23 protein-coding genes are annotated in these 25,221 nt (G+C 50.0%); 5 read left to right on the forward strand and 18 right to left on the reverse strand.

Annotated elements, in window-relative coordinates:
- Positions 1-180 precede the first annotated feature (180 nt).
- Genes hemG through pepQ form a run of 4 tightly spaced genes read right to left on the reverse strand, consistent with a single transcriptional unit; the run spans position 181 to position 4,165 of the window.
- The gene (gene hemG, locus FH968_RS20025) at positions 181-714 is read right to left on the reverse strand and encodes a menaquinone-dependent protoporphyrinogen IX dehydrogenase (protein ID WP_139882607.1); all 534 of its coding nucleotides are present in this window, start codon (positions 712-714) and stop codon (positions 181-183) included.
- A gap of 12 nt (positions 715-726) precedes the next feature.
- On the reverse strand, positions 727-2,178 hold the full coding sequence (trkH, locus tag FH968_RS20030) for a Trk system potassium transporter TrkH (RefSeq protein WP_139882609.1): 1,452 nt from the start codon (positions 2,176-2,178) through the stop codon (positions 727-729).
- A gap of 41 nt (positions 2,179-2,219) precedes the next feature.
- Positions 2,220-2,834: an IMPACT family protein gene (locus tag FH968_RS20035; RefSeq protein ID WP_139882611.1), complete on the reverse strand. Its 615-nt coding sequence runs from the start codon at positions 2,832-2,834 to the stop codon at positions 2,220-2,222.
- Positions 2,834-4,165 carry a Xaa-Pro dipeptidase gene (gene pepQ / locus FH968_RS20040; protein WP_139882613.1) on the reverse strand — a complete coding sequence of 444 codons (1,332 nt, stop codon included), beginning with the start codon at positions 4,163-4,165 and terminating at the stop codon, positions 2,834-2,836. Before pepQ ends, FH968_RS20035 begins: the two co-directional genes overlap by 1 nt.
- Positions 4,166-4,358: 193 nt before the next feature.
- Here pepQ and fadB point away from each other — a divergent pair, with 193 nt between their 5' ends.
- Positions 4,359-6,548, forward strand: a complete 2,190-nt coding sequence (fadB, locus tag FH968_RS20045; protein WP_139882615.1) for a fatty acid oxidation complex subunit alpha FadB — start codon at positions 4,359-4,361, stop codon at positions 6,546-6,548.
- Positions 6,549-6,557: 9 nt separating this feature from the next.
- Positions 6,558-7,721, forward strand: a complete 1,164-nt coding sequence (gene fadA, locus FH968_RS20050) for an acetyl-CoA C-acyltransferase FadA (protein WP_139882617.1) — start codon at positions 6,558-6,560, stop codon at positions 7,719-7,721.
- A gap of 99 nt (positions 7,722-7,820) precedes the next feature.
- Here the strand turns inward: fadA and fre are convergent, their stop codons facing one another.
- Together fre and ubiD are read right to left on the reverse strand one after the other, a co-directional pair.
- Positions 7,821-8,522, reverse strand: coding sequence for an NAD(P)H-flavin reductase (gene fre / locus FH968_RS20055; RefSeq protein WP_139882619.1), 702 nt, complete (start codon positions 8,520-8,522; stop codon positions 7,821-7,823).
- 47 nt (positions 8,523-8,569) lie between these two features.
- Positions 8,570-10,063: a 4-hydroxy-3-polyprenylbenzoate decarboxylase gene (gene ubiD / locus FH968_RS20060; RefSeq protein ID WP_189389256.1), complete on the reverse strand. Its 1,494-nt coding sequence runs from the start codon at positions 10,061-10,063 to the stop codon at positions 8,570-8,572.
- A 176-nt stretch (positions 10,064-10,239) separates the two neighbouring features.
- On the opposite strand from ubiD, the gene rfaH reads away from it, so the two are divergent.
- Positions 10,240-10,728: a transcription/translation regulatory transformer protein RfaH gene (gene rfaH, locus FH968_RS20065; RefSeq protein WP_139882623.1), complete on the forward strand. Its 489-nt coding sequence runs from the start codon at positions 10,240-10,242 to the stop codon at positions 10,726-10,728.
- Positions 10,729-10,769: 41 nt separating this feature from the next.
- Here the strand turns inward: rfaH and hemB are convergent, their stop codons facing one another.
- The 10 genes from hemB to udp all read right to left on the reverse strand — a co-directional run bounded on the left by hemB (position 10,770) and on the right by udp (position 19,763).
- Positions 10,770-11,792, reverse strand: coding sequence for a porphobilinogen synthase (gene hemB / locus FH968_RS20070; RefSeq protein ID WP_139882625.1), 1,023 nt, complete (start codon positions 11,790-11,792; stop codon positions 10,770-10,772).
- 15 nt (positions 11,793-11,807) lie between these two features.
- Positions 11,808-12,587: a 3'-5' ssDNA/RNA exonuclease TatD gene (tatD, locus tag FH968_RS20075; protein ID WP_139882627.1), complete on the reverse strand. Its 780-nt coding sequence runs from the start codon at positions 12,585-12,587 to the stop codon at positions 11,808-11,810.
- 42 nt (positions 12,588-12,629) lie between these two features.
- Positions 12,630-13,421, reverse strand: a complete 792-nt coding sequence (gene tatC / locus FH968_RS20080; protein WP_139882629.1) for a Sec-independent protein translocase subunit TatC — start codon at positions 13,419-13,421, stop codon at positions 12,630-12,632.
- A 2-nt stretch (positions 13,422-13,423) separates the two neighbouring features.
- Positions 13,424-13,981, reverse strand: coding sequence for a Sec-independent protein translocase protein TatB (gene tatB, locus FH968_RS20085; protein ID WP_139882631.1), 558 nt, complete (start codon positions 13,979-13,981; stop codon positions 13,424-13,426).
- Positions 13,982-13,984: 3 nt separating this feature from the next.
- Complete coding sequence (gene tatA / locus FH968_RS20090; RefSeq protein WP_139882633.1) at positions 13,985-14,245, reverse strand: Sec-independent protein translocase subunit TatA; 261 nt, start codon at positions 14,243-14,245, stop codon at positions 13,985-13,987.
- An 83-nt stretch (positions 14,246-14,328) separates the two neighbouring features.
- Positions 14,329-15,969, reverse strand: coding sequence for a ubiquinone biosynthesis regulatory protein kinase UbiB (gene ubiB, locus FH968_RS20095; protein ID WP_139882635.1), 1,641 nt, complete (start codon positions 15,967-15,969; stop codon positions 14,329-14,331).
- Entirely contained in the window at positions 15,966-16,571 is a 606-nt protein-coding gene (locus FH968_RS20100) for an SCP2 domain-containing protein (RefSeq protein ID WP_139882637.1), read from the reverse strand. Before FH968_RS20100 ends, ubiB begins: the two co-directional genes overlap by 4 nt.
- Before the next feature lie 13 nt (positions 16,572-16,584).
- Entirely contained in the window at positions 16,585-17,340 is a 756-nt protein-coding gene (ubiE, locus tag FH968_RS20105) for a bifunctional demethylmenaquinone methyltransferase/2-methoxy-6-polyprenyl-1,4-benzoquinol methylase UbiE (protein WP_139882639.1), read from the reverse strand.
- Between the two features lie 92 nt (positions 17,341-17,432).
- Complete coding sequence (gene rmuC, locus FH968_RS20110) at positions 17,433-18,866, reverse strand: DNA recombination protein RmuC (RefSeq protein WP_139882641.1); 1,434 nt, start codon at positions 18,864-18,866, stop codon at positions 17,433-17,435.
- A gap of 135 nt (positions 18,867-19,001) precedes the next feature.
- Positions 19,002-19,763, reverse strand: a complete 762-nt coding sequence (gene udp, locus FH968_RS20115; protein ID WP_139882643.1) for a uridine phosphorylase — start codon at positions 19,761-19,763, stop codon at positions 19,002-19,004.
- Between the two features lie 255 nt (positions 19,764-20,018).
- On the opposite strand from udp, the gene FH968_RS20120 reads away from it, so the two are divergent.
- Positions 20,019-20,846, forward strand: a complete 828-nt coding sequence (locus FH968_RS20120) for a dienelactone hydrolase family protein (protein ID WP_139882645.1) — start codon at positions 20,019-20,021, stop codon at positions 20,844-20,846.
- A gap of 143 nt (positions 20,847-20,989) precedes the next feature.
- On the opposite strand, the gene metE is transcribed toward FH968_RS20120, so the two are convergent.
- The gene (gene metE / locus FH968_RS20125) at positions 20,990-23,251 is read right to left on the reverse strand and encodes a 5-methyltetrahydropteroyltriglutamate--homocysteine S-methyltransferase (protein WP_139882647.1); all 2,262 of its coding nucleotides are present in this window, start codon (positions 23,249-23,251) and stop codon (positions 20,990-20,992) included.
- Between the two features lie 126 nt (positions 23,252-23,377).
- Here metE and metR point away from each other — a divergent pair, with 126 nt between their 5' ends.
- The gene (metR, locus tag FH968_RS20130) at positions 23,378-24,331 is read left to right on the forward strand and encodes an HTH-type transcriptional regulator MetR (protein WP_139882649.1); all 954 of its coding nucleotides are present in this window, start codon (positions 23,378-23,380) and stop codon (positions 24,329-24,331) included.
- Here metR and FH968_RS20135 read toward each other — a convergent pair.
- Positions 24,219-25,118, reverse strand: coding sequence for a carboxylate/amino acid/amine transporter (locus FH968_RS20135; protein WP_139882651.1), 900 nt, complete (start codon positions 25,116-25,118; stop codon positions 24,219-24,221). The genes metR and FH968_RS20135 overlap by 113 nt on opposite strands.
- Positions 25,119-25,221: the final 103 nt, after the last annotated feature.

Here is a 25,221-nt window from a genome sequence, read left to right on the forward strand (position 1 = left end):
CTTTCCTCTTTCAGAGTCAAGCGTTTATTTTCGCTTTTCATCTGGCTGACGGGCCGGTTTGTAAGCCGTTGTGCCGTGTCAGTGGAGCCGCAGTATAGGGATTTTCTGGAAGCTGACAAGCGTTTATTGCAAAAAAATGACAATTCACGCTTTTTTTCATCAAAGTGGATGTTTTAGACACTATTTGCTGTTTAAGTGCACAATTTCCTGGGCGAAACGCGCCACTTGCGGCCAATCGGTATAGACAACTTCTTTACTGATATCTGTTTCGCCACCTGTCATCTTCATAATCAAACGGATCATAACGCGGTCGTACCAGTGATAACGTGGATAACGAAGCGCTCCAGCGAATACTGCACAATGATTTGGCTGCCATGGAGAGGTCAGCAAAAACTTACGTGTATAAGAGTTGGTTTGTGGAGAACGTTTCTCAGGCTTACGCGCGACCAGGTTTACTGAAAAGAAAGCACTTGGGATCTTATTCAATGCTTGCTGGTGCTTCTTCACAAATGCAGCAACCGAGGAATGGAAGTGTCCATAACGAATAGATGCACCAATAACAACGCGCTCGTAATTTTCCCAGGCAATATCTTCACTGCGATGCAAGTTAACGACATCACTCTCAACGCCCAGCTCGTTAAGCTCAGATGCTATATAAGAAGCGATCTCACGGGTTTGCCCATCGCGGGTTGAAAATAGAATCAAAGTTCTCACTACAGGCTCCGGTTACTCTCGCCAGAAAGTTGGCGTAAACAATACGAGTAAAGTAAATACTTCAAGACGGCCAAACAACATGTTGGCTATCAATATCCATTTCGCCACTGGATTCATGCTGGCGAAGTTATCTGCCACAACCCCTAAACCAGGGCCAAGGTTATTCAGCGTTGCCGCAACGGAAGCAAAAGCCGAAAAATCATCCACACCCGTCGCAATGATGGCGAGCATGCTGATAATAAAGACCAGCGCATAGGCAGAGAAAAATCCCCAAACCGCTTCGAGAATACGTTCAGGTAGCGCGCGGTTCCCAAGCTTGATGCTATATACCGCGTTAGGGTGCACAAGACGTTTAAGTTCTCGGTTACCCTGTTTGAACAATAGAAGGATACGGATGACCTTCAGCCCACCACCGGTTGAACCCGCACAACCGCCTATAAAAGCAGAACAGAGCAATAACACCGGTAAGAATAATGGCCAACGCGCAATACTATCTGTGGTGAACCCTGCCGTCGTCGCCATCGAGACAACCTGGAAGAATGCCTGGTTCACCGTTAGCAACGCCGACTGGTAAGTGTTGTGAAACCACAGTACCAGAGTGCAGATAATCACCAGAGTCAACTGCACACCAATAAACATGCGGAACTCTGGGTCACGCCAGTAAACTTTTAAATTGCGCCCGCTTAATAAAGAGAAGTGCAGGCCATAGTTACAACCAGAGATCAGCAGGAAGATGGCGATAATCGTATTAATCGTTGGGCTATCGAAATAACCGATGCTGGCGTCATGAGTAGAAAATCCACCAATCGCAATCGTCGCAAAGCTGTGGCCTATCGCATCAAACGCTGGCATACCGGCAAACCAAAGAGCCAACGCGCATGCAACAGTTAGCAAAACATAGATTAGCCATAGGGTTTTAGCTGTATCAGCAATGCGTGGACGCATTTTATTGTCTTTAAGGGGTCCCGGCATTTCCGCTCGATATAACTGCATCCCGCCTACACCCAAAATCGGCAAAATGGCCACCGCCAGCACAATGATCCCCATGCCGCCAAACCACTGCAACATTTGCCGATAAAACAGAATGGCATGAGGAAGCGTATCCAACCCAACAAGGGTCGTCGCGCCCGTAGTCGTTAAACCTGAAAACGACTCAAAAAATGCATCGGTGATAGTCAGGTTCGGCTGTTCCGCGAAGATAAAGGGTAACGCCCCCACACTCCCCAGCACCGTCCAGAACAATACGACGATTAAAAATCCTTCCCGTGGTTTGAGTTCACTCTTTTGCCGCCGATTAGGCCACCACAGAAACGAACCAATGAGCAATGCGACGAAGAAAGTCTGGGTAAAAGCACGGCCAGCACCATCGCGATAAATTAAAGCTACTAACCCTGGGATAATCATGGTCACGGAAAAAAGAATGACTAACAGACCAACGATTCGGGTTATGGCGCGAAAATGCATTTCAGCCGCTTCCTTAACTATCAATAAATAACGAGAGGGAATTATTGTTCAGCCGGCAATAAATGCAATGCACCGCGGCTAAAATCAGCAAGTCTGACTGAAAAGTCAGCGAGTTTCGCGTGTGGTAGCGCGATACGTAATGATACAAACGCTTGAAAATCACTTTGCATGAGAACGCCATTGCACTGTTTGAGCAACGCTTCAATTCCCGCAAGCTGCGCATAGTCACACTGCAAAGTATATTCGGTTAACGGCACTTTGAGCACCGTAGGCAATTGATTTAATGCTGTCTGCACTCCACCACCATAGGCTTTCACCAGGCCACCCGTTCCGAGTTTGATCCCCCCAGAGTAGCGCACCACTATAGCGGTAATTTCACCAATACCACTTCCCATAAGCTGGGCAAGCATTGGCTTTCCGGCAGTTCCTGCGGGCTCACCATCATCAGAAAATCCTAATTGCTGCGAGTCGTCTGGCGCACCAGCCACCCAAGCCCAGCAATGATGCCGGGCAGCAGGGTGTTCAGAACGCACTTTCTCAAGAAACTCTTTCGCCGCTACTACGCCAGTCGTATGAGCAACCAGCGTAATAAAGCGACTTTTTTTGATTTCCTCACTGACCGTGACAGATTCAGCAGGGATCAGCCAACTGTCCATTACGCCAGTTTCAGGTCACGCGTCATATTTTCAATGCTGTTTTCATGAACAATCACATTGTCTTCAATACGAACACCACCGAAAGGTTTCATTGCTTCAATGCGTTGCCAGTCAAAGTGTTTGCTGTACTGCCCTTCGCGCCACGGTGCAAGCAAAGATTCAATGAAATAAATGCCCGGCTCGATGGTCAGAACCATACGCGGCTCCAGAATACGAGTGCAGCGCAGGTATGGATATTGAGAAGGCGCTGCAAGGTGCGTACCAGTATCATCTTGCATAAAACCTGCAACATCATGTACCTGTAAGCCCAATGGGTGGCCCAAGCCGTGAGGCATGAATGGCCCGGTAATACCGGTTTCAACCATCGCCTCTTCGCTAATGCCCGTTACCAGATTATGGCGGTTCAACAGCTTCGCAATGCGCTGATGGAACTGGATGTGGTAATCGGTATAGCGCACGCCCGCTTTCAGGGTATCAATCAGCGCAAGTTGCTCGGTGTTAACGTCTTTCACCAATTGAGCATAATCGTTGTCACTATTGGCCGACCAGGTACGTGTTAAATCAGCCGCGTAACCGTTGTATTCCGCACCAGCATCCAAAAGGAAACTGCGTATTTCGGCAGGCGCACGGTTATCAAGTTTGGTGTAATGCAGAACTGCTGCGTGCTCGTTGAGTGCCACAATATTGCCGTATGGCACGTCGGTATCGCGGTGGCCGGTTGCAGTCAGATAAGCTTGGTTAATATCAAATTCGCTCATTCCAGACAGAAATGCTTCGTGAGCAGCCTGATGGCCAACTACGGCAGTTTTCTGTGCTTCACGCATGCATGCCAGTTCATAATCAGTTTTATAGGCACGATGATAATGCAGATAATCAATCACCCCTTTCGGGTTGATATTTGCACCCTGGATTTCAAGCTGCACAGCACGCTCTGGCACCGGGCCGATGTAGCCAATATTGCCGCGCGCAGCAGGCAGTTGGCTGCCAATACCGTCGGCTTTTGGCAAAGCAATAACATCTATTTCGTCAGTCCAGAAGGATTCTGGTAGCGGTTCCACGTTGTGCCAGTAATCAACAGGCAGGTAGAACCATAATTTCGGTTCGTTCACGCCATCGACCAGCAACCAGCAATTTGGCACTTGCGTCACCGGAACCCAGGCTTTGAATTGTGGGTTAACTTTGAACGGATATGGATGATCATCGAGGAAAACGTTGAACAGCTCGCCCGAGTGAATCAACAGCGCGTCAAGGTTGAAGCGCGCCAGAACATTGCGGGTACGTTCCTGCAAAGTTGCCACATGATCTTTATAAAGTGAGGCCAGTGAATCCATGATTTACCCTTCTGTTTTTTTAGAAACTGAACGCCACGCATCTTAGCACACCGCAAAGTTCTCGAACTTATTTCCAGCGGCTGTGATCATCTTTGCAAATATTTAAAGAGTTATTTGCATTTCATTAACATCAATTCCACACTCCTTCCCATCTGGTACGACCAGATCCCATTGCTGGATTCAGGAGACTGACATGCTCTACCAAGGTGAAACCTTACATCTCGACTGGCTGGAAGATGGCATCGCAGAATTGGTATTCGATGCGCCCGGTTCAGTGAACAAACTCGACACCGCGACCGTAGCCAGTCTCGGTCATGCGCTGGATGTGCTGGAAAAACAGCCCAACCTGAAAGGCCTGTTGCTGAGTTCCAACAAAGCCGCATTTATCGTCGGGGCTGACATTACCGAGTTCCTGTCACTGTTCCTTGTTCCTGCGGAGCAACTGACTCACTGGCTGCAATTTGCCAACAGCGTATTCAATCGACTGGAAGATCTCCCGGTCCCAACCATTGCTGCCGTAAATGGTTACGCCCTTGGCGGCGGTTGCGAATGTGTACTGGCAACAGATTACCGCCTGGCTACACCGGATACCCGTATTGGCCTGCCAGAAACCAAACTGGGTATTATGCCTGGCTTCGGCGGTTCCGTGCGTCTTCCGCGTTTGCTGGGTGCAGATAGCGCTCTGGAGATCATCACTGCCGGGAAAGATGTCAGTGCGGTTGAAGCACAAAAAATCGGTTTGGTTGATGGCATTGTTAAAACTGAAAAATTACGTGATGGCGCATTGATGGTACTGCGCCAGGCGATAAACGGCGATCTGGACTGGAAAGCCAAACGCGCACCGAAACTGCAACCTCTGAAGCTGAACAAGACTGAAGCCACCATGAGCTTCACGATTGCGAAAAGCATGGTGATGCAGATAGCGGGCAAGCACTACCCTGCCCCAATGACAGCGGTAAAAACTATCGAAGCTGCGGCAAGAATGGGCCGCGACGAAGCATTACAACTGGAGACTCAAAGTTTCGTGCCGTTGGCGCGTTCCAATGAAGCCCGTGCGCTGGTCGGGATTTTCCTTAACGACCAATACATAAAAGGTCAGGCGAAAAAGCTGACCAAAAATACCGAAACCCCGAAACAGGCCGCCGTTCTTGGTGCTGGGATCATGGGGGGAGGTATTGCTTACCAGTCAGCCTGGAAAGGCGTGCCGGTATTAATGAAGGATATTAATGAGAAGTCGCTGGAACTGGGTATTAATGAAGCCAGCAAGCTACTGAACAAACAGCTGGAACGCGGCAAGATCGATGGCATGAAGCTGGCCAGCGTGATTGCCACTATTCATCCAACGCTGGATTACGCCGGTTTTGAGCGTGTCGACGTAGTCGTTGAAGCAGTTGTTGAAAACCCGAAAGTGAAGAAAGCAGTTCTGGCAGAAGTGGAAGATAAAGTACGTCCAGACACGGTACTGGCATCAAACACATCGACCATTCCCATCGGCGAACTGGCAAATAGCCTGAAACGCCCAGAAAACTTCTGCGGTATGCACTTCTTTAACCCAGTGCATCGTATGCCTCTGGTCGAAGTGATTCGCGGCGAGAAAACGTCTGAGCAAACTATCGCAAAAGTCGTGGCGTGGGCCAGCAAAATGGGCAAAACGCCAATCGTGGTAAACGACTGCCCAGGCTTCTTTGTGAACCGCGTACTGTTCCCGTACTTTGCAGGTTTTAGCCAGCTGATGCGTGACGGTGCCGATTTCCGACAGATCGACAAAGTGATGGAAAAGCAATTTGGCTGGCCAATGGGACCTGCGTATCTACTCGACGTTGTCGGCATTGATACAGCACACCACGCCCAGGCAGTAATGGCCGCTGGTTTCCCACAACGTATGCAGAAAGATTATCGTGATGTAGTTGATGCGATGTTCGATGCAGGACGCTACGGCCAGAAAACTCAACAGGGTTTCTATCGCTACAAACAAGACAGCAAAGGCAAACCGCGCAAAGAGCAAGATGAAGCCACTGATGGCCTGCTTGCTGATGTTAGCAAACCGCACCACAACTTCAGCGACGAAGAAATCATCACTCGTATGATGATTCCGATGGTCAACGAAGTTGTGCGTTGCCTGGAAGAAGGCATTATTGCAAGCCCAGCAGAAGCAGATATGGCACTGGTTTACGGTCTGGGATTCCCTCCGTTCCACGGCGGCGCATTCCGCTGGTTAGATACCATCGGCAGCGCAAAATATCTCGATATGGCTCAGCAGTACGAACACCTGGGCCCGCTCTATCAAGTGCCGGACGGTTTGCGTGCGAAAGCGTCCCGTAACGAACCTTACTATCCACCGGTTGAGCCAGCACGCCCATCCAGTGACCTGAAAAGTGCCTGAGGAGTGATTATGGAAAAGGTTGTAATTGTTGATGCCATCCGCACCCCGATGGGCCGCTCAAAAGGTGGAGCGTACCGAAATCTGCGGGCAGAAGATCTTTCTGCTCATCTGATGCGTGGAATTCTGTCTCGTAACCCAGCACTAGACCCGGCAGCGCTAGATGACATTTATTGGGGCTGCGTACAGCAGACTCTGGAGCAAGGTTTTAACATTGCGCGAAATGCCGCACTGCTGGCCGAAATCCCACATTCCGTACCGGCAGTCACAGTGAACCGCTTGTGTGGTTCTTCCATGCAGGCATTACACGATGCTGCTCGTATGATTCAGACCGGCGATGCGCACGCTTGTTTGATTGGCGGCGTGGAACATATGGGCCATGTGCCAATGAACCACGGTGTTGATTTCCATCCAGGCCTGAGCCGCAACGTCGCAAAAGCTGCCGGCATGATGGGATTAACCGCCGAGATGCTGTCCCGTATGCATGGTATTAGCCGTGAGATGCAGGATCAGTTTGCGGCTCGTTCACACCAGCGAGCGTGGGCGGCTACAGAAGCAGGTCATTTCAAAGCTGAAATTCTGCCAACCAGTGGCCATGACGCAGACGGGGTACTCAAACGTTTTGATTATGATGAAGTGATTCGTCCGGAAACAACCGTTGAAGGTCTTGCCGCACTGAAACCTGCGTTTGATCCGGTAAACGGCACCGTTACGGCAGGCAGCTCTTCTGCTCTTTCAGATGGCGCATCCGCAATGTTGCTGATGAGCGAGAGCCGCGCCAAAGAGTTGGGTCTGAAGATTCGCGCTTACGTACGTTCTATGGCGGTTGTTGGCTGCGATCCTTCGATTATGGGTTACGGCCCGGTTCCAGCATCAAAAATGGCGTTGAAAAAAGCGGGACTGAGTGTCGCCGATATCGACCTGTTTGAGATGAACGAAGCCTTTGCCGCACAGATCCTGCCATGCATTAAAGATCTGGGCTTAATGGATAAGATCGATGAAAAGATTAACCTGAATGGCGGTGCGATTGCGTTAGGTCACCCGCTCGGTTGTTCCGGTACTCGCATTAGCACCACGTTGTTAAATCTGATGGAAAGTCGCGATGCTCAGTTTGGCCTCGCCACCATGTGCATCGGATTAGGTCAAGGTATTGCCACTGTTATTGAACGAGTTTAGTTGCTGTTGTTCCCGCCTGTCAGGGGCGGGTTTTTTTATCTATTTCGCTCAAAAACAAAAGCCACCGACTATGCGGTGGCCTGTATGCTCGATTCGCTCTCAAATAAACGCGAAAGCATCACCGAACATGCGATCGACGTTCGCACCACGTTCATTACAGAACAGGTCACGCGCAATCTTCGCCATTTCAAAACGCCCAGCAATATAGATGTCATGTCCGGCAAGCGTTCCGTAATCCTGCATTACAGCAGTTAACACGGTGCCAGTACGGCCACGCCAGCCTGTTTCTGGTTGTTCCACAACTGCCTCAACGCGCAGGTTTGGATGAACCACAGACAGCGCTTCTAGCTCAGACAGATCATAAAGATGTTTATCTTCACGGCCGCCCCAGTAAATTGCGATTTCACGTTGTGGATTACGCGCCAACGCAGTCAGCAAAATCGAACGCACATATGAGAAACCTGTACCGCCCGCAATCAGAATCAGTGGACGTTCTTCGTCATCACGCAACCAGGCATCGCCATGGGGAATATCAACAACGATTTCTTTTTCTTTCAGAATTCGGTCCATCACCGCCATGGCGTACAGATTGATATCTGACGCTCCAATATGCAGTTCTATAAACTCATGGTCGCTCGGCGTGGATGCCATGGAGAACGGGCGTTTGTCGCGCTCATCCATCACCACCATCAAATACTGCCCGGCCTGAAAGGAAAATTTCGCTTCCGGCAGTAATCGAACGCGATACACCGTGTCGGTTATCGCTTCTACCGAGGTCACTTTACAGCTTAAGGTTGTCATGCTTCCCCTCTGTCGGGTCAATAATGCAAAACGGTAAAATCCACCCCTCAGGCGTTTTTACTGTCATCGAAAATAGCCAGTTCATCCCAAATAGCATCAATACGTGCGCATACTTCCGCATCTTTCTTGATAGGACGACCCCACTCGCGCTGAGTTTCCCCTGGCCATTTATTAGTGGCATCCAGTCCCATTTTTGAACCAAGGCCGGAAACCGGCGAGGCAAAATCCAGGTAATCAATCGGTGTGTTTTCTACCAGTACAGTATCGCGCGCCGGGTCCATTCGCGTGGTGATGGCCCAAATCACATCGTTCCAGTCACGCGCGTTGATATCGTCATCGCACACGATAACAAACTTGGTGTACATAAACTGCCGCAGGAAAGACCAGACGCCCATCATCACGCGTTTAGCGTGGCCGGCATATTGCTTCTTGATGGTGACAACCGCAAGGCGATAGGAACAGCCTTCCGGCGGCAGATAAAAATCAACAATTTCTGGGAATTGCTTCTGCAAAATTGGCACGAACACTTCATTGAGTGCAACACCGAGAACCGCTGGTTCATCCGGTGGGCGCCCGGTATAGGTTGAATGATAAATCGCATTCTGACGCTGAGTAATATGCGTAACGGTAAATACCGGGAAATCATCTACTTCATTGTAGTAGCCCGTATGGTCACCATATGGGCCTTCCGGTGCCATTTCTCCCGGTTCGATATACCCTTCCAGTACAATTTCTGCGCTGGCTGGCACTTCGAGATCGTTAGAAATACACTTCACCACTTCCGTTTTCGTACCGCGTAATAACCCCGCGAAAGCATATTCAGAAAGGGTATCAGGTACTGGTGTTACCGCGCCGAGAATAGTTGCAGGGTCAGCACCCAACGCAACAGAAACAGGGAAACGTTCACCCGGATGTTCCGCACACCATTCCTGGAAATCAAGCGCGCCGCCACGATGCGACAGCCAACGCATAATCAGTTTGTTTTTACCGATAAGTTGTTGGCGATAAATACCAAGATTCTGCCGCTCTTTGTGCGGCCCACGCGTTACCGTAAGACCCCAGGTAATCAGCGGAGCGGCATCTTCAGGCCAGCATTGCATGATAGGGATGCGGGATAAATCGACTTCATCACCTTCCCAGATTTGCTCCTGGCAAGGGGCATTACGTAACCGCTTAGTGGGCATATTCAGGACTTGTTTAAACTGTGGCAGTTTATCGAACAAATCGCGGAAACCCTTTGGTGGTTCAGGTTCTTTCAGGAAAGCCAAAAGCTTGCCGACTTCGCGTAGTGCAGAAACATCTTCCTGTCCCATTCCCATGGCAACACGTTTCGGAGTGCCGAACAGGTTGCAAAGCACTGGCATATCGTACCCTTTCGGGTTCTCAAACAGCAGGGCTGGGCCATTAGCTCGTAAAGTACGATCGGCAATTTCAGTCATTTCCAGATATGGATCGACGGGCATTGCGATACGCTTTAGCTCACCGCGTTGTTCGAGTAGTTCCAGGAAATCGCGTAGGTCGTGGTATTTCATGCAATTAATCGTAGTCAGGATTTTGCGGTCATTATACGGGCTTCATGCACTGCATGCTGTATTTTTGTTAATAACGCGTAAATGCTTATCTGATAACCAATCGGTGATTGGTTATACTTGCGCTGTCTATCCCTAATAACGACCTTTTGCTATCCTTCATCGGTTAATTAGGAAAAAGAGATTTTATGGAATCCTGGTATCTGTTGTACTGCAAGCGGGGCCAAATACTGCGGGCGCAAGAGCATCTTGAGCGCCAGGAAGTGAATTGCCTCACCCCGATGATCAAAATCGAAAAAATCGTTCGAGGCAAACGCACTGCGGTCGATGAGCCCTTGTTCCCGAATTACATGTTCGTCAAATTTGATCCTGAATCAATTCATACCACGACAATAAATTCAACACGTGGCGTCAGCCATTTCGTGCGTTTCGGCAGTCTTCCTGCCACCGTGCCGGGTGACGTGATTGAACAACTCATCAGCCACAAACCAGAGAATATCACCGACCCAGATACGCCTTACGCTGGCGATCGTGTGGTGATAACTGAAGGGGCATTCGAAGGTCTGGAAGCTATTTTTAGCGAGCCAGACGGTGAAGCCCGCTCCATGCTGCTGCTTAATCTCTTGAATAAACAAGTGATGCAGAGTGTGAAGAATACCGATTTCAAAAAGACATAAAAAAAGGCCAGCAATTGCTGGCCTCTCATTTTATTCAGCACCTAGCGCTGCATTTGCTCATCGTGCAACCACTGCGCGACTCGCTTCGAGAAGTACGTCAACACGCCATCTGCCCCTGCGCGTTTAAAGCACAACAGCGATTCCATGATGGCAGGTTTTTCCGCCAGCCATCCGTTCTGGATAGCAGCCATGTGCATCGCATACTCACCAGAAACCTGGTATGCGAAAGTTGGCACGCCGAAGGTGTCTTTCACGCGACGAACCACATCCAGATACGGCATGCCTGGTTTCACCATTACCATATCCGCGCCTTCTTGCAGATCTTGTGCGACTTCTTGCAACGCTTCATCGCCATTGGCAGGGTCCATCTGATAGGTTTTCTTGTTGCCACCTTTCAGATTGCTCGATGAACCAATTGCATCACGGAATGGTCCGTAATAGCAGGACGCGTATTTAGCAGCATAAGACATTATCTGGGTATTCACGAAACCATCAATTTCAAGCTGATCGCGAATTGCACCGATACGGCCATCCATCATATCGCTTGGTGCTATGATTTCAGCCCCGGCTTCCGCATGAGATAGCGCCTGGCGCACCAGAATCTCACGCGTAATGTCATTGATGACGTAACCATCTTCGTCGATAACGCCATCCTGGCCGTGCGTGGTATACGGATCAAGCGCAACATCGGTCAGTAAACCCAGTTCTGGAACGGCATCTTTCAGAGCGCGAACCGCTCGCTGTACCAGCCCATTAGGGTTATAGGCTTCTTCTGCATGCAGCGATTTACCTGCGCTCTCAATGACCGGGAACAGTGACAATACCGGCACACCCAGTTTCGCAACGGCTTCCGCTTCTTTGAGAAGGAGGTCGATAGTCATGCGGTAAACACCCGGCATTGACGCCACTTCTTCCTGGCGGTTCTGGCCTTCCATCACAAACACGGGGTAAATAAGGTCATTAACCGTTAACTGATTTTCGGCGACGAGACGGCGACTGAAATCGTGACGACGAACGCGGCGCATACGGCGACCAGGAAACGTACCGGGAAATGCATAGCTCATTAACTTTCTCCTGATTTAAGCCAGCCGGAAAAGGCGGCGGGCATTGTCATCTATTACTTGCGCAAGCCAGGTGGGGTCTTCCCCACGCCATTCGGCTACCTTACTCAGGATATGAGGCAAGTAGCAGGGTTCGTTCCGACGAGAGGCAGGTTTTGGTTTAAGATCACGTGGTAGCAAATAAGGGGCATCTGTTTCCAGCAACAACTGATGCGCTGGAATCATCGATAGCAACTCACGTAATTCAAGGCCACGGCGTTCATCACATACCCAGCCCGTTATGCCGATAAAAAGCCCGCGCGCCAAACATTCTCGGGCTTCATTTTCTGTTCCGGTAAAACAGTGCAGAACCACACCCGGTAATTTATCGAGCCAAGGATCAAGCAGCGCAATAAAGCGTTCGTGGGCCTCACGGCAGTGCAAAAATACCGGCATCATCAGGTCAGCCGCAAGGGCCAGTTGTGCGGTAAAAGCTCGTTCCTGTTCGGCGGGCGTTGAGAAGTTACGGTTGAAATCCAGCCCACACTCACCTATCGCCACCACTTCAGAGGCACCCGCAAGCGCACGAATGGCATCTGCCATTTCGTCTTGCCACTGGCTGGCATCATGAGGGTGAACACCTGCCGTGGACCAGCACCCTTGATACTGTTGAGCAAGTAAAAGTGCCTGCTGACTTTCGTGGAGGTTAGTTCCTGTCAACAACATGCCGGTGACTCCCACAAGCTTTGCGCGAGCGACAACATCTGCATGGTCTTTAGCAAACTGAGAGCTGGTAAGATTTACACCGATATCAAACATAGCGTCTTCCAAACAACGACCGCCCTGATGGGCGGTCTGAAATTATGACTCTTTATGAGAGGTTTCGTCTTCTGCTTCTGGAGCGACTTCCGGATCTTCCTCACCTCTTCTGCGGCCTTTACCGACATAGAAGCGTGAGAAAAATACACCGACTTCGAACAGGCAGTACATCGGAATCGCCAGCAGCGTTTGCGAGAATACGTCAGGCGGGGTTAACAACATGCCAACGACAAACGCACCAACCAGAATGTATGGCCGTTTTTTCTTGAGGGCTTCTGGGCTTGTGACACCCATCCAGCACAATAGAATAATCGCCACCGGCACTTCAAATGCCACACCAAACGCCATAAACAATGCCATGACAAAATCGAGGTACTTGGTGATGTCTGTCGACATCACAACCCCTATCGGCGCTGTTTTGGTCAAGAAACCGAATGCTAATGGGAAAACAACAAAATAGGCAAAAGCGATACCGATATAAAACAGCAGCGTGCTGGAGAACAGCAGCGGCATCACTAGTTTGCGCTCATGTTTATAAAGCGCAGGCGCGATAAACGCCCAGATTTGATAAAGAATGACCGGTGCAGACAAGAACACCGAGACATAAATCGTCAGTTTAATTGGAGCAAAAAACGGTGACGCCACATCGGTGGCAATCATCGTTGAGCCAATCGGCATCTGTTTAATCAGCGGTGCTGAAACTATCTGATAAATGTCATTGGCAAAGTAAACCAGTGCCAGGAAAATCACCAGCACAGCGATAATGCTATTTAACAGTCGCTTGCGCAGCTCTATCAGATGGCTGATAAGCGGTTGGGTATCTTCAACGGCCATGTTTACTGTTTATCACTCGAAGGTTGAGGAGAAGCTGGAGTTTTGACTGGCTCTGCTACGGGTTTAATCTGAGGCTGAATTAACTCTTCAGAGCCCTCTGTGGATGTAGCAACAGGAACTGTTTCTGTTTCAGCTTCAGGAGCCTTGCCAGGCGCACTTGCTTGATGCGCCGCCGTTGCTGGCGTCACGCCATCATGGCTTTCCTGGGCATCTTTCACCAGCGGATTATGAATGGTATGCGCCTCGTCATTCGCCTTTTCAGGTTCTTGAGTGTATGAACGCTTCATTGATTCTGCTGCCTGACGCAGCTCATCCATTGATGCTTTCAGCTCCGGAGTGAGGTTATCCATGCTCGCCTTTTCAACCTTCTTCAGGCTGTCTTGCAGCTCCTGGATTTTCAGCTCCTGAACCAGTTCATTTTGCACGGTCGCTGCAAGTGAGCGTAAGGCACGCACCCAACCAACAACCGTTTTAACAGCCACAGGCAAACGCTGTGGCCCGAGAACAATCAGGCCAATCACGAATACCAGTAGCAGTTCACTGAAACCAATATCGAACACGGTTTACACCTGCTCTTTATCGTTGCTCTTTGCTTCGTCTTTCTTCACATCGGCTGGTTGCTTATCTGCCAGCGTTTTCGCCGTGAAATCAGCATCCTGAACGGATTTATCTTTCTCTTTGTCTTCATCGTCACCCATCGCTTTTTTAAAGCCTTTGATGGATGCGCCTAAATCAGAACCGATAGAACCCAGTTTCTTAGTGCCGAAAAGCAGAACCACGATGACAGCAATGATCACTAATTGCCAAATACTGATACCACCCATAATGTTGCCTCAAATCACAGTGATGAATAGATAACGGCCTGTATTGTACCGCACGTTGTCCGTTAAAAACGATTAAAAACGACTCAGGCCGAGCGCCGCCAGCCGATCAACCAGGTGACAATGCCACCTGCCATTAACCAGGCGGGCATAAATTCCCATTCTGACTTATTAATCAACAGCAAAGTACCGCTTAACAGCAGTGTGGCGCCAATGCCGAACAGATAACGTGATTGCGCCTGACGCACCTGATTTCGTTGTAAATCACGGGTTATTTTATCAACACTGTGCTGCAATTGTTTACCCTGGCGCAAACTGTCGTACATCAGTTCCGGAAGTTCTGGCATTTTTTCTATCCAGAACGGCGCTTTTTCTTTGAAAGAACGTATAAGCGCAGGAATACCAACCTGATCTTTGATCCAATCCTCCAGGAAAGGTTTGGCTGTTTTCCACAAATCTAACTGCGGATAAAGCTGCCTTCCAAGGCCTTCAACGTAAAGTAGTGTTTTTTGCAGCAAAACTAGCTGCGGCTGCACTTCCATATTAAAGCGTCGCGCCGTGTTAAACAGATTCAGTAATACATGGCCAAAAGAAATTTCCGCCAGTGGTTTTTCAAAAATTGGTTCGCACACAGTACGAATGGCGAACTCAAAATCTTCAACATTCGTATCCGGTGGCACCCAGCCTGAATCAACGTGCAGCTCAGCTACTTTGCGATAGTCGCGGTTAAAGAAGGCGATAAAATTTTCTGCCAGATAGCGCTTATCTTCTTTATTGAGCGAACCAACAATACCGCAGTCGATGCCAATGTATTGCGGATCTTCTGGGTGTTCGAAGCTGACAAAAATATTGCCCGGGTGCATGTCTGCATGGAAGAAACTGTCGCGAAAGACCTGAGTGAAGAACACCTGCACGCCGCGCTCTGCCAACAGTTTCATGTTGGTGCCCTGCTTATGAAGCATCGCAATATCAGAAACCGGAATACCGTAGATTCGCTCCATAACCATCATGTCCTGGCTGCAATAATCAGAGAATACTTCAGGCACATATAGCATTGGGCTATCTTCAAAATTGCGGCGTAACTGGATGGCATTTGCTGATTCACGCAGCAGGTTCAGCTCGTCAATTAACGTCTTTTCATATTCCCGCACCACTTCTAGTGGACGTAAACGACGGCCATCTGGCATCAAGCGTGGCACCCATCGTGCGAGACGATAAATGAGTTTCATATCCGCTTTGATGATGGGCAAAATATCCGGACGAATAACCTTGATAACCACCTCTCGCCCATTTTCTTTCAGGCGAGCGGTATGAACCTGAGCAATTGAAGCCGATGCCAACGGTTGGATTTCGAAATCGTCAAACCAGGCTTCGACGGACAATCCGCCCATCGCTTGTTCAATTTGTTTCTTAGCTAACGCACCGTCAAAAGGAGCTACACGGTCCTGCAACATCGCTAGTTGATCGGCAATTTGCGGTGGGAACAGGTCACGGCGTGTTGAGAGCATTTGCCCAAACTTAATCCATACCGGTCCTAGTTCCTGCAATGCCAGACGTAAACGTTCACCAAGGGGTTTTTCTTTATGGCGGTTTGGCATCCAGAAAAGCATGCGCCGCCAGATGCGTAATGGCAGCGTAATACGAACCCGAGGGATCAACTCATCCAGACCATAGCTGAGAAAAGTGCGGATAATGAAATAGAGGCGACGAATTTCTCCAGGCGTCATTTGTTCTCCAGTTTGTCCAGTCGCGCAACCAGTGCGTCAACCTTGCGTTCGACTGCTGCCGTTTCCTCGGCAAACCACGCTACTTCAAGCGAACCTGGTGCCATCTTCCACTCTTCAGTAATTGCTTCTGACAAGTATTGCTGGTTACGGGCAAAGCCTTTTTTGAACAACTTTCCGCTACCACGAATTACCTTGCTGATGCCTTCAGCGGCAATATCTCCGATATACGGAGCTAACAATTCGGCAGGATCAAATTCGGCAAGATCCATCAAGGCAACCCAATTCTGAACCACCTGCAGATCGCCTTGTACTTCTAATTCACCGCTGCGAATAAGCGCCGTAAGCTGCTGCCTGTCACGCAATTTTGGCAATGTGCCAAGCCCTGTCGTTACCAGACAATCAGCTTCACCTTCCCACTGGGCTAACACATCAAGTTGCTGTTCGCTAAAGACCAAAACGATTGGCGAAGAAAATTCTTTGAGTTCAACACGCAATACCTTACCCACTAAGCGCTGACGCGCCGCTTTCAAACCTCGGTCACGCCAGAGAAATGTATTAAGGATATTTTCTATTCCGGCAGTCATCAGCGGTGTAAATGGCATCACGAACTCCCTGTCAGAATTTATAGCCACGGTGCAGCGCAACTACGCCCGCAGTCAGGTTGAAGTAGGTCGTATTTTCAAAACCTGCATCTTCCATCATCGCTTTCAACGTGTCTTGATCAGGGTGCATACGAATAGATTCAGCCAGATAACGATAGCTTTCAGCATCCTGCGCAACAAACTCACCAATACGCGGCAGAATGTGGAATGAGTACGCGTCGTATGCCTTGCTCAGTGGTTCGATAATCGGTTTGGAGAATTCCAGAACCAGCAAGCGACCACCTGGCTTTAATACGCGATACATTGAGCGCAGCGCTTTCTCTTTATCCGTCACGTTACGCAGACCGAAAGAAATAGTGATGCAATCGAAGAAGTTATCCGGGAAAGGCAGGGCTTCGGCGTTAGCCTGAACATAGTTCACGTTACCCACCACGCCAATGTTGCGTAGTTTTTCGCGCCCCATTTTCAGCATTGAATCGTTGATGTCAGCCAGAACCACTTCACCCGTTTCGCCAACTAGTCGGGAGAATTTAGCCGTTAAATCACCAGTGCCTCCCGCTAAGTCCAGCACTCGCTGACCACGACGAACACCACTGCAATCAATAGTGAAACGTTTCCATAAACGATGGATGCCGAATGACATCAGGTCATTCATCACGTCGTATTTTGCGGCCACAGAGTGGAACACATGAGCGACCATATCGGCCTTTTGTTCCTTCGCTACAGTGCGGAAGCCAAAGTGTGTTGTTTCCTGGGATTCTTCAACCATCTCAATGCCTGCTTATCGAAAAAATGTTCGTGAAGTGTAACAGAATGAGGCCTAAAGCCCTATGCTTCAAGCTCGCGAGCGTTGACCAATGCTTAACGCTCACCGACGATACGTCGGTTTTCTAAACTGCTGCTCGTATTATTATCTTCGTCATTTTCATGATCCTGGCGCTCGATATTCTCATCATCTTCAAGCCTGGCCTGCTCGACTAAATCTGGATTAATCTCACGTTTAACTTCGACACCCAGGCTACGAAACGCATCGGCCAGGATGAGAATATTGCCGCGCCCCGAAGAAAGCTTTTTCATTGCCTGTCGGTAGTTATCCTGCGCCTTATCCAGGCTTTGACCCATCGCCGACATATCATCAACAAAGAGGCGCATTTTGTCATACAGTCGACTGGCGCGTTCGGCAATTTGTTGCGCATTTCGGCTCTGGTGCTCATAACGCCACAAATTGGCAACCGTCCTTAAGGCCACCAGCAATGTAGTAGGGCTAACCAGCATGATGTTATTTCTGAGTGCTTCACTGATCAATTCTGGCTGTCGGTCGATAGCCAATAAAAAAGCGGGTTCGACGGGGATAAACATTAATACGTAATCAAGGGAACGAAGCCCTGGTAACTGCTGATAATCTTTGCGACCCAGCATTCTGATGTGGTTACGCACAGCCGCAATATGTTCGTTGAGCGCACTTTCGCGGGTCAACTCATCATCACTATTGTAATAACGCTCATAAGCCACCAGCGTCATTTTGGCGTCGATAACGACATCTTTCCCCTGCGGCAAACGTACGATGACATCAGGCTGCATGCGGCTATTATTTTCGAGCTGGATATTCACCTGCGTTTCGTATTCATAGCCTTCGCGCAAACCAGATGCTTCCAGCACCCGCGTTAAAACAACCTCACCCCAGTTACCCTGCGTTTTGTTATCCCCTTTCAGGGCTTTGGTGAGATTCAGAGCCTCTTGAGCCATTTGGGCATTTAGCTGCTGAAGATTACGAATTTCGTGAGTTAGGGTGTGTCGCTCACGCGCTTCCTGGCCAAAGCTTTCCTGCACCTGCCGGCGAAAACCATCAAGTTGTTCACGCAAAGGGGATAGCAAACCGTTCAGACTTTGGCGGTTTTGTTCTTCAACTTTGCGGCCACTTTGTTCAAAGATTCGGTTGGCGAGGTTTTCAAACTGTTCACTTAGACGCTGTTCACTGTTGAGCATCTGGCGATGTTTGTCATCGGCATTAAGGCGGGTTTGCTCCAGCAGCGTGGATAATTCGCGGATATCCGCTTCCTGCGCGCTGTTAATCTCAAGTTGCGTGCGCAATTCACGATTAAGCTGCTCGCACTCTTCTTTCCAGTGTTGGTTTTGCTGCAACTCCTGCCGAGTGGCAGTCAGTTCGCCGTAGATTTCTCGTTGTTCTTCATACAGTGCGGATTGCCGCTGCGCTGCCCGCAAACTTGCCAGCAACCAGCCAGTCAGAACACCAATCAGTGCAATACCGATTCCGAATAAAATAGAAAGATCCACAGTCACTCCTGCAAGCCATGCTAAACATCAGCAAAATAAAATTCTGCTGTATAAATGTCCAGATGAAAAGGGATTTCCTGCGAGGCGTTACGCAAAGCGTAAAAATTAAGCCGGTTTACACCGGCTTAAGGGGGATTAGATTAAGCGACGAGCCGCTTCCACAACGATTTGTACCGCATGGCTTTCTGTTTTCTTCATGGTTTCAGCATTCGGAATTTCTTGCTGAGTGCGGTTTACAATCACACCGGCAACCATGCCCGCACGCAGACCCTGGCTTGCGCACATAGTCAGAAGTGTGGCGGATTCCATCTCATAGTTCATCACGCCCATCTGCTGCCACTCTTCCATTGAACCTTTATAGCGGCTAACTACGCGGCCTGAGAAGGTGTCATAACGCTCCTGGCCTGGATAGAAAGTATCAGAAGATGCTGTCACACCAATGTGGGTGGTCGCGCCGATAGATTTAGCGGCTTCCACCAACGCAGTGGTACACGCAAAATCAGCAACCGCAGGATATTCTAACGGTGCGAAGTGCAGGCTGGCACCATCAAGGCGCACAGAAGCAGTGGTCACCAGAACATCACCAACATTGATATGTGGTTGAATCGCACCGGTCGTCCCGATACGCAGGAAAGTACGAATACCCAACTGTGCCAATTCTTCCACGGCTATAGAAGTAGACGGGCCACCAATACCGGTAGAGCACACGATAACTGGTTTGCCGTCTAGCTCAGCACGCCAGGTGGTAAATTCACGGTGGGCAGCCAGTTTGACCGGCTTGTCCATCAGCACAGCGATTTTTTCAACTCGCTCAGGATCACCAGGAACAATGGCAAGTGTTGCCCCCTGTAGATCGCTTTTAGTGAGGCCGAGGTGAAAAACATCAGACTTGGACATAACAGACTCCTCTGTTTAATGGGTTGCTGGGATGGCAAAGTGGTACTTTACAGAACCCCCGCAAAAAATTTCGTGACGTATTTCACTTTGAATGAAACAAATTACATTGCCTCAACATTAATTAGTGACAAATATCACATTAAATGAAGCGTCTGAGCATTTTTCACTCACCGCGAACATTTTCTACTCTATGGAGCTGTGGTTAATCCTGGCTATAGTTATCGCACTGCGCTAATTCTGGTAAGGAGATTGCCAATGAAAGAAGAACAACCTACAAGTAAATTGCCGGGCTTGACTTTTGCGCCAGCGGCATCCCCTCTAGCTTCAACAGTACTGCATACACCAGACGACGCAATTTTAGCGGGAGAAACATCGATACCTACGCAGGGTGAAAACATGCCTGCTTATCACGCGCGACCAAAAAACGTTGAAGGTTCCTTGCCTATCGTATTAGTAGTGCAGGAAATTTTCGGCGTACATGAACATATTCGCGATATTTGCCGCCGGTTGGCGCTTGAAGGATACCTGGCAATCGCACCAGAGCTCTATTTCCGTCAGGGCGATCCGAATGATTTTGCTGATATCCCTACTCTATTCAGCGAATTGGTGTCGAAAGTTCCCGATGCACAAGTTCTTGCGGATCTGGACCACGTAGCCAATTGGGCGGCAAGAAACGGCGGTGATGCACATCGACTAATGATGACTGGCTTTTGTTGGGGCGGGCGAATTACCTGGCTGTACGCAGCACATAATCCGCAGTTGAAAGCAGCGGTGGCCTGGTACGGCAAACTGGTGGGGGAGAAATCTCTAAACTCCCCACGTCATCCTGTCGATATTGCCATCAATCTGAATGCGCCAGTACTTGGGCTTTATGGCGGACAAGATACGGGGATTTCACTGGAAAGCGTGGAAACTATGCGCCATGCGCTGCGCGCTGCGAATGCCAACGCGGATATCATTGTCTACCCGGAAGCAGGCCACGCATTTAATGCAGATTACCGCCCGAGCTATCATGCAGATTCAGCCAGAGATGGCTGGCAACGGATGCTGGCCTGGTTTGAGCGGTTTGCAGCCAAGAAATAACGTTCACACTTGAGCAATGATAAAGCCAGCCAGGCTCACAATATGACGACAATTTTTTCGTTACCGGCTGGTTTTTACATCAATTTTTTGCAGTAACACCACCGTACTCTTGCCCTCCCCTTTTCTGGGAGAGGGCCAAAAAATTAAGCGTTACGCAAATTCTGTGCAGCTTTAACCATGTTAGCCAAAGCCTGTCGGGTTTCTGGCCAGCCGCGAGTTTTCAGGCCGCAGTCTGGATTTACCCACAAACGATCTGCCGGAACACTTTCTGCTGCTTTCTTTAAAAGCGCTTCAATCCATTCCACACTCGGTACGTTCGGCGAGTGGATGTCATACACGCCCGGCCCGATTTCGTTTGGATATTCAAACTCTTTAAACGACTCCAGCAAGTCCATATCCGAACGTGAGGTTTCGATGGTGATCACGTCTGCATCCAGAGCAGCGATGGAATCCATGATGTCGTTGAATTCGCAATAACACATGTGGGTGTGGATCTGTGTGTCATCGCGCACTACGGCGGCGTTCAGGCGAAAGGCTTCCACACCCCATTCCAGGTACGCTTGCCAGTCGGAACGGCGCAGTGGTAAACCTTCGCGCAGGGCAGGTTCGTCTATCTGAATGATACCGATGCCAGCTGCTTCCAGATCTGCCACTTCATCACGCAACGCCAGAGCAATTTGCTTAGCGATAGTTTCGCGGCTCACATCTTCACGCGGGAATGACCAGCACAGAATCGTGACCGGGCCTGTCAGCATGCCTTTGACTGGTTTGTCAGTCAGGGATTGCGCGTATTTCGCCCATTCCACCGTAATCGCTTCCGGGCGGCTGATGTCACCAATAACAACCGGTGGTTTCACGCAGCGAGAACCGTAACTCTGTACCCAGCCATTTTGGGTAAAGACGAAACCATCGAGGTGTTCACCGAAGTATTCCACCATGTCGTTACGCTCAGCTTCACCGTGAACCAGCACGTCCAGCCCCAGACGTTCCTGCTCAACAACAGCCTGCTTGATATGCTCAGCGATGCCAGTGCGATAGTTATTGACGTCCAGATTGCCCTTTTTGAAGTCCAGCCGCAGGCCGCGGATTTCGGTGGTTTGCGGGAATGAGCCAATGGTGGTGGTCGGCCATGCTGGTAGGTTAAAACGTTGGCGCTGGGCGTTGGCACGTTCGGTGTAAGCACTCAGGCGTTGGCTGTCTTGCGCAGTGATAGTCGCCAGGCGCTTACCGACTGCCTCGTTATGCACTCGTTGCGAGTGGCGACGTGCCTGAATAGGTGCGCTCCATTCAACCAGTTTCTCAATATTGCTGCTGTTTAACGCCTCGGTCAGCAAAGACAACTCGGCACATTTTTGCAACGCGAAGGCAAACCAGCTCTTCACTTCTGTATCCAGACGGGTTTCCACACTCAGGTCAATTGGGCTGTGCAGCAATGAGCAAGAAGACGCCACCCATAAATCACGTTTACCAACCAAGTCTTTAAGCTGAGCATATTTCTCAGTCAGGTCAGCACGCCAAACGTTACGACCGTTAATCACACCCGCTGACAGCAGCCAGTTAGCGGGAAGTTGCTGATGCAGCGCGTTGATATCATCTTTACCGTGTACGAAGTCAACATGCAGCCCCTGTACTGGCAGTGCTGTGATGGTGTTCAGGTTTGGCGTCACGCCTTCAAAATAAGTTGTCAGCAGCAGTTTAACGTTGCCAGCAAGCGCTTCGTAAGCCGGTTTAAACGCATCCAGCCATTCCTGTGGCAACTCCAGCACCAGTACAGGCTCGTCGATTTGTACCCACTCGATACCGCGGTTAGCCAGTTCAGCCAGCACCTGCTGGTAAACCGGAAGAATGTCTTTGAGCAAGCTCAGGCGGTCAAACTGCTTACCTTTGACTTTGCCAAGCCAGAGATAAGTTATTGGGCCAAGCAGGACAGGTTTCACGGTGTGGCCTAGTGCCAACGCTTCGTCCACTTCATCCAGAAGCTGCGTCCAGGTCAGTTTGAACTGCTGGCCTTTAGTGAATTCCGGCACCATGTAGTGATAGTTGGTGTTAAACCATTTAGTCATTTCAGCAGCTGCGGCTGGTTCGCCGGTTGGTGCACGGCCACGGCCAATACGGAACAGAGTATCAATGTCCACACTTGCGTCCGCGTTCTGATGACGAGCCGGCACATTGCCAAGCAGCAAGCTGGTGGTCAGAACGTGATCATACCAGGCGAAATCACCCACTGGCAGTAATTCAACGCCAGCCTGTTTTTGTTGGTCCCAGTGGCGAGCACGCAGTTCGCGGCCTACCGCCAGTAATTCTTCCTGAGAGGAGCTGCCTGCCCAGTAACTTTCTTGCGCTTTTTTCAGTTCGCGACGCAGGCCAACACGAGGGAAACCGAGGGTATGATTTTTAATAGTCATTTTTTCTGCCTCTTTAATTTATGAGATCCAGAGGTATCTAGCCATCCAGATGTTTACACATCTATAATCAGCAGGTACTGTATATTCCTCAAGCGCAATTTGTTCATGCCGAAGTGAAGGACTTTCATGATCGAGATAAAACACCTGCGGACGCTACAGGCGTTACGAAATTGCGGCTCATTAGCCGCCGCTGCCGCCGCGTTGCATCAAACCCAATCTGCCCTCTCCCATCAGTTCAGCGATCTGGAGCAACGGCTTGGGTTCCGCCTGTTTGTCCGTAAAAGTCAGCCGCTGCGCTTTACTCCACAGGGCGAAGTGCTGTTACAACTGGCGGAACAAGTACTGCCACAGATAACCCGCGCGCTTCAGGCCTGCAACGAACCGCATCAGACCACGTTGCGCATCGCCATCGAATGCCATAGCTGTATTCAGTGGCTAACCCCGGCACTTGAAAACTTTCACAAAACCTGGCCGCAGGTCGATCTGGATTTCAAATCTGGCGTGACGTTCGACCCGCAGCCCGCGTTGCAGCAAAGTGAGCTGGATATCGTGTTGACCTCCGACATTCTGCCGCGCAGCAGTTTGCACTATTCACCGATGTTTGATTATGAAGTGCGCCTGGTGCTGGCAACGGACCATCCGTTAGCGAACAAAACACGGATTGATCCGGAAGATTTGAGCAGCGAAACATTGTTGATTTATCCGGTACAGCGCCAGCGCCTGGATATCTGGCGTCACTTCTTGCAACCGGCAGGTGTGAGCCCGTCGCTGAAAAGTGTGGATAACACGTTGCTGTTGATTCAGATGGTGTCGGCACGCATGGGAATTGCCGCGCTGCCGCATTGGGTAGTAGAGAATGTTGAGCGCCAGGGTCTGGTCGTCACAAAAACCCTGGGCGAAGGGTTGTGGAGCCGGCTGTACGCTGCGGTGCGCGATGGCGAGCAGCGCCAACCGGTGACGGAAGCGTTTATTCGTTCGACGCGTTCACACGCTTGCGAGCATCTACCGTTTGTGAAGAACGCGGAGCGACCCAACGGCGATGCACCCATAACGAGGCCACTATCACAGTCCCACCAATGATGAAACTCGGCCAGTGGGGCTGCTCTTGCCAGATGGCGAGATTAACCAGCAGCCCCGCCGGAACATGCATGTTGTTCATGATACCAAGCGTTCCCGCATCCACCTGCGTTGCGCCATAGTTCCACATGAAGTAACCCAGCCCGGAAGCCACTACGCCAAGCCACACCAGAATTCCCCATTGCAGGTTGGTCGTCGGAAGTTTTTGCGGATTTCCCAGCGCAAACCAGGCAGTTAGTGCCACGATTAATGCGCCGAGATAAAACCATGAAAATGCGCAATGCTGCGGCATCGGGCGCGTTTCCATCAGGCGCTTGTAACCCACCATGCCGATGGCAAAACAGATATTTGCCGCTTGCACCAGCAGCAGGCCAATCCAGAAGTGATCGCTGACTTTGTCGTAACGAATAATTGCCGCACCAATCACCGCCAGCCCCGCGCTTAATGCATAACCCCAGCGCAGTTTATTGCCGCTCAGCAGGTCGTAAATCAACGTGACGTACAGGGGCGTCATCACCGTGAACAGCAGGAATTCCGACACCGTCAGGTAGAGGTACGCCTGGAAGCTAAACAGGTACATCACGCCAAGTTGCAATGCGCCCACCAACATATACAGCAGCAATGTTTTTAGGCTGTAGCCTTTAAAACGCAGGAACGGTAGGAACACCAGTGCCGCTAATCCCACGCGCATCAGCACGGAAAAATAGCTGTCCACATGGCCGGCAAGGTATTCGCCAATCAGGCTAAAAGAGAATGCCCACAGAATAGTGGTGATAATAAGTAACGGCACGATGAGATCTCTACAACAGGCAATTTATTCACCATTGTAGCGAAGGTGGTTGGCAGGAGTTTATTTATTTGGTTGACGAGTGGCGATTTATTCGCCACTCAAT

The organism is Buttiauxella sp. B2 (assembly GCF_006376615.1).
Classification (GTDB): Bacteria; Pseudomonadota; Gammaproteobacteria; order Enterobacterales; family Enterobacteriaceae; genus Buttiauxella.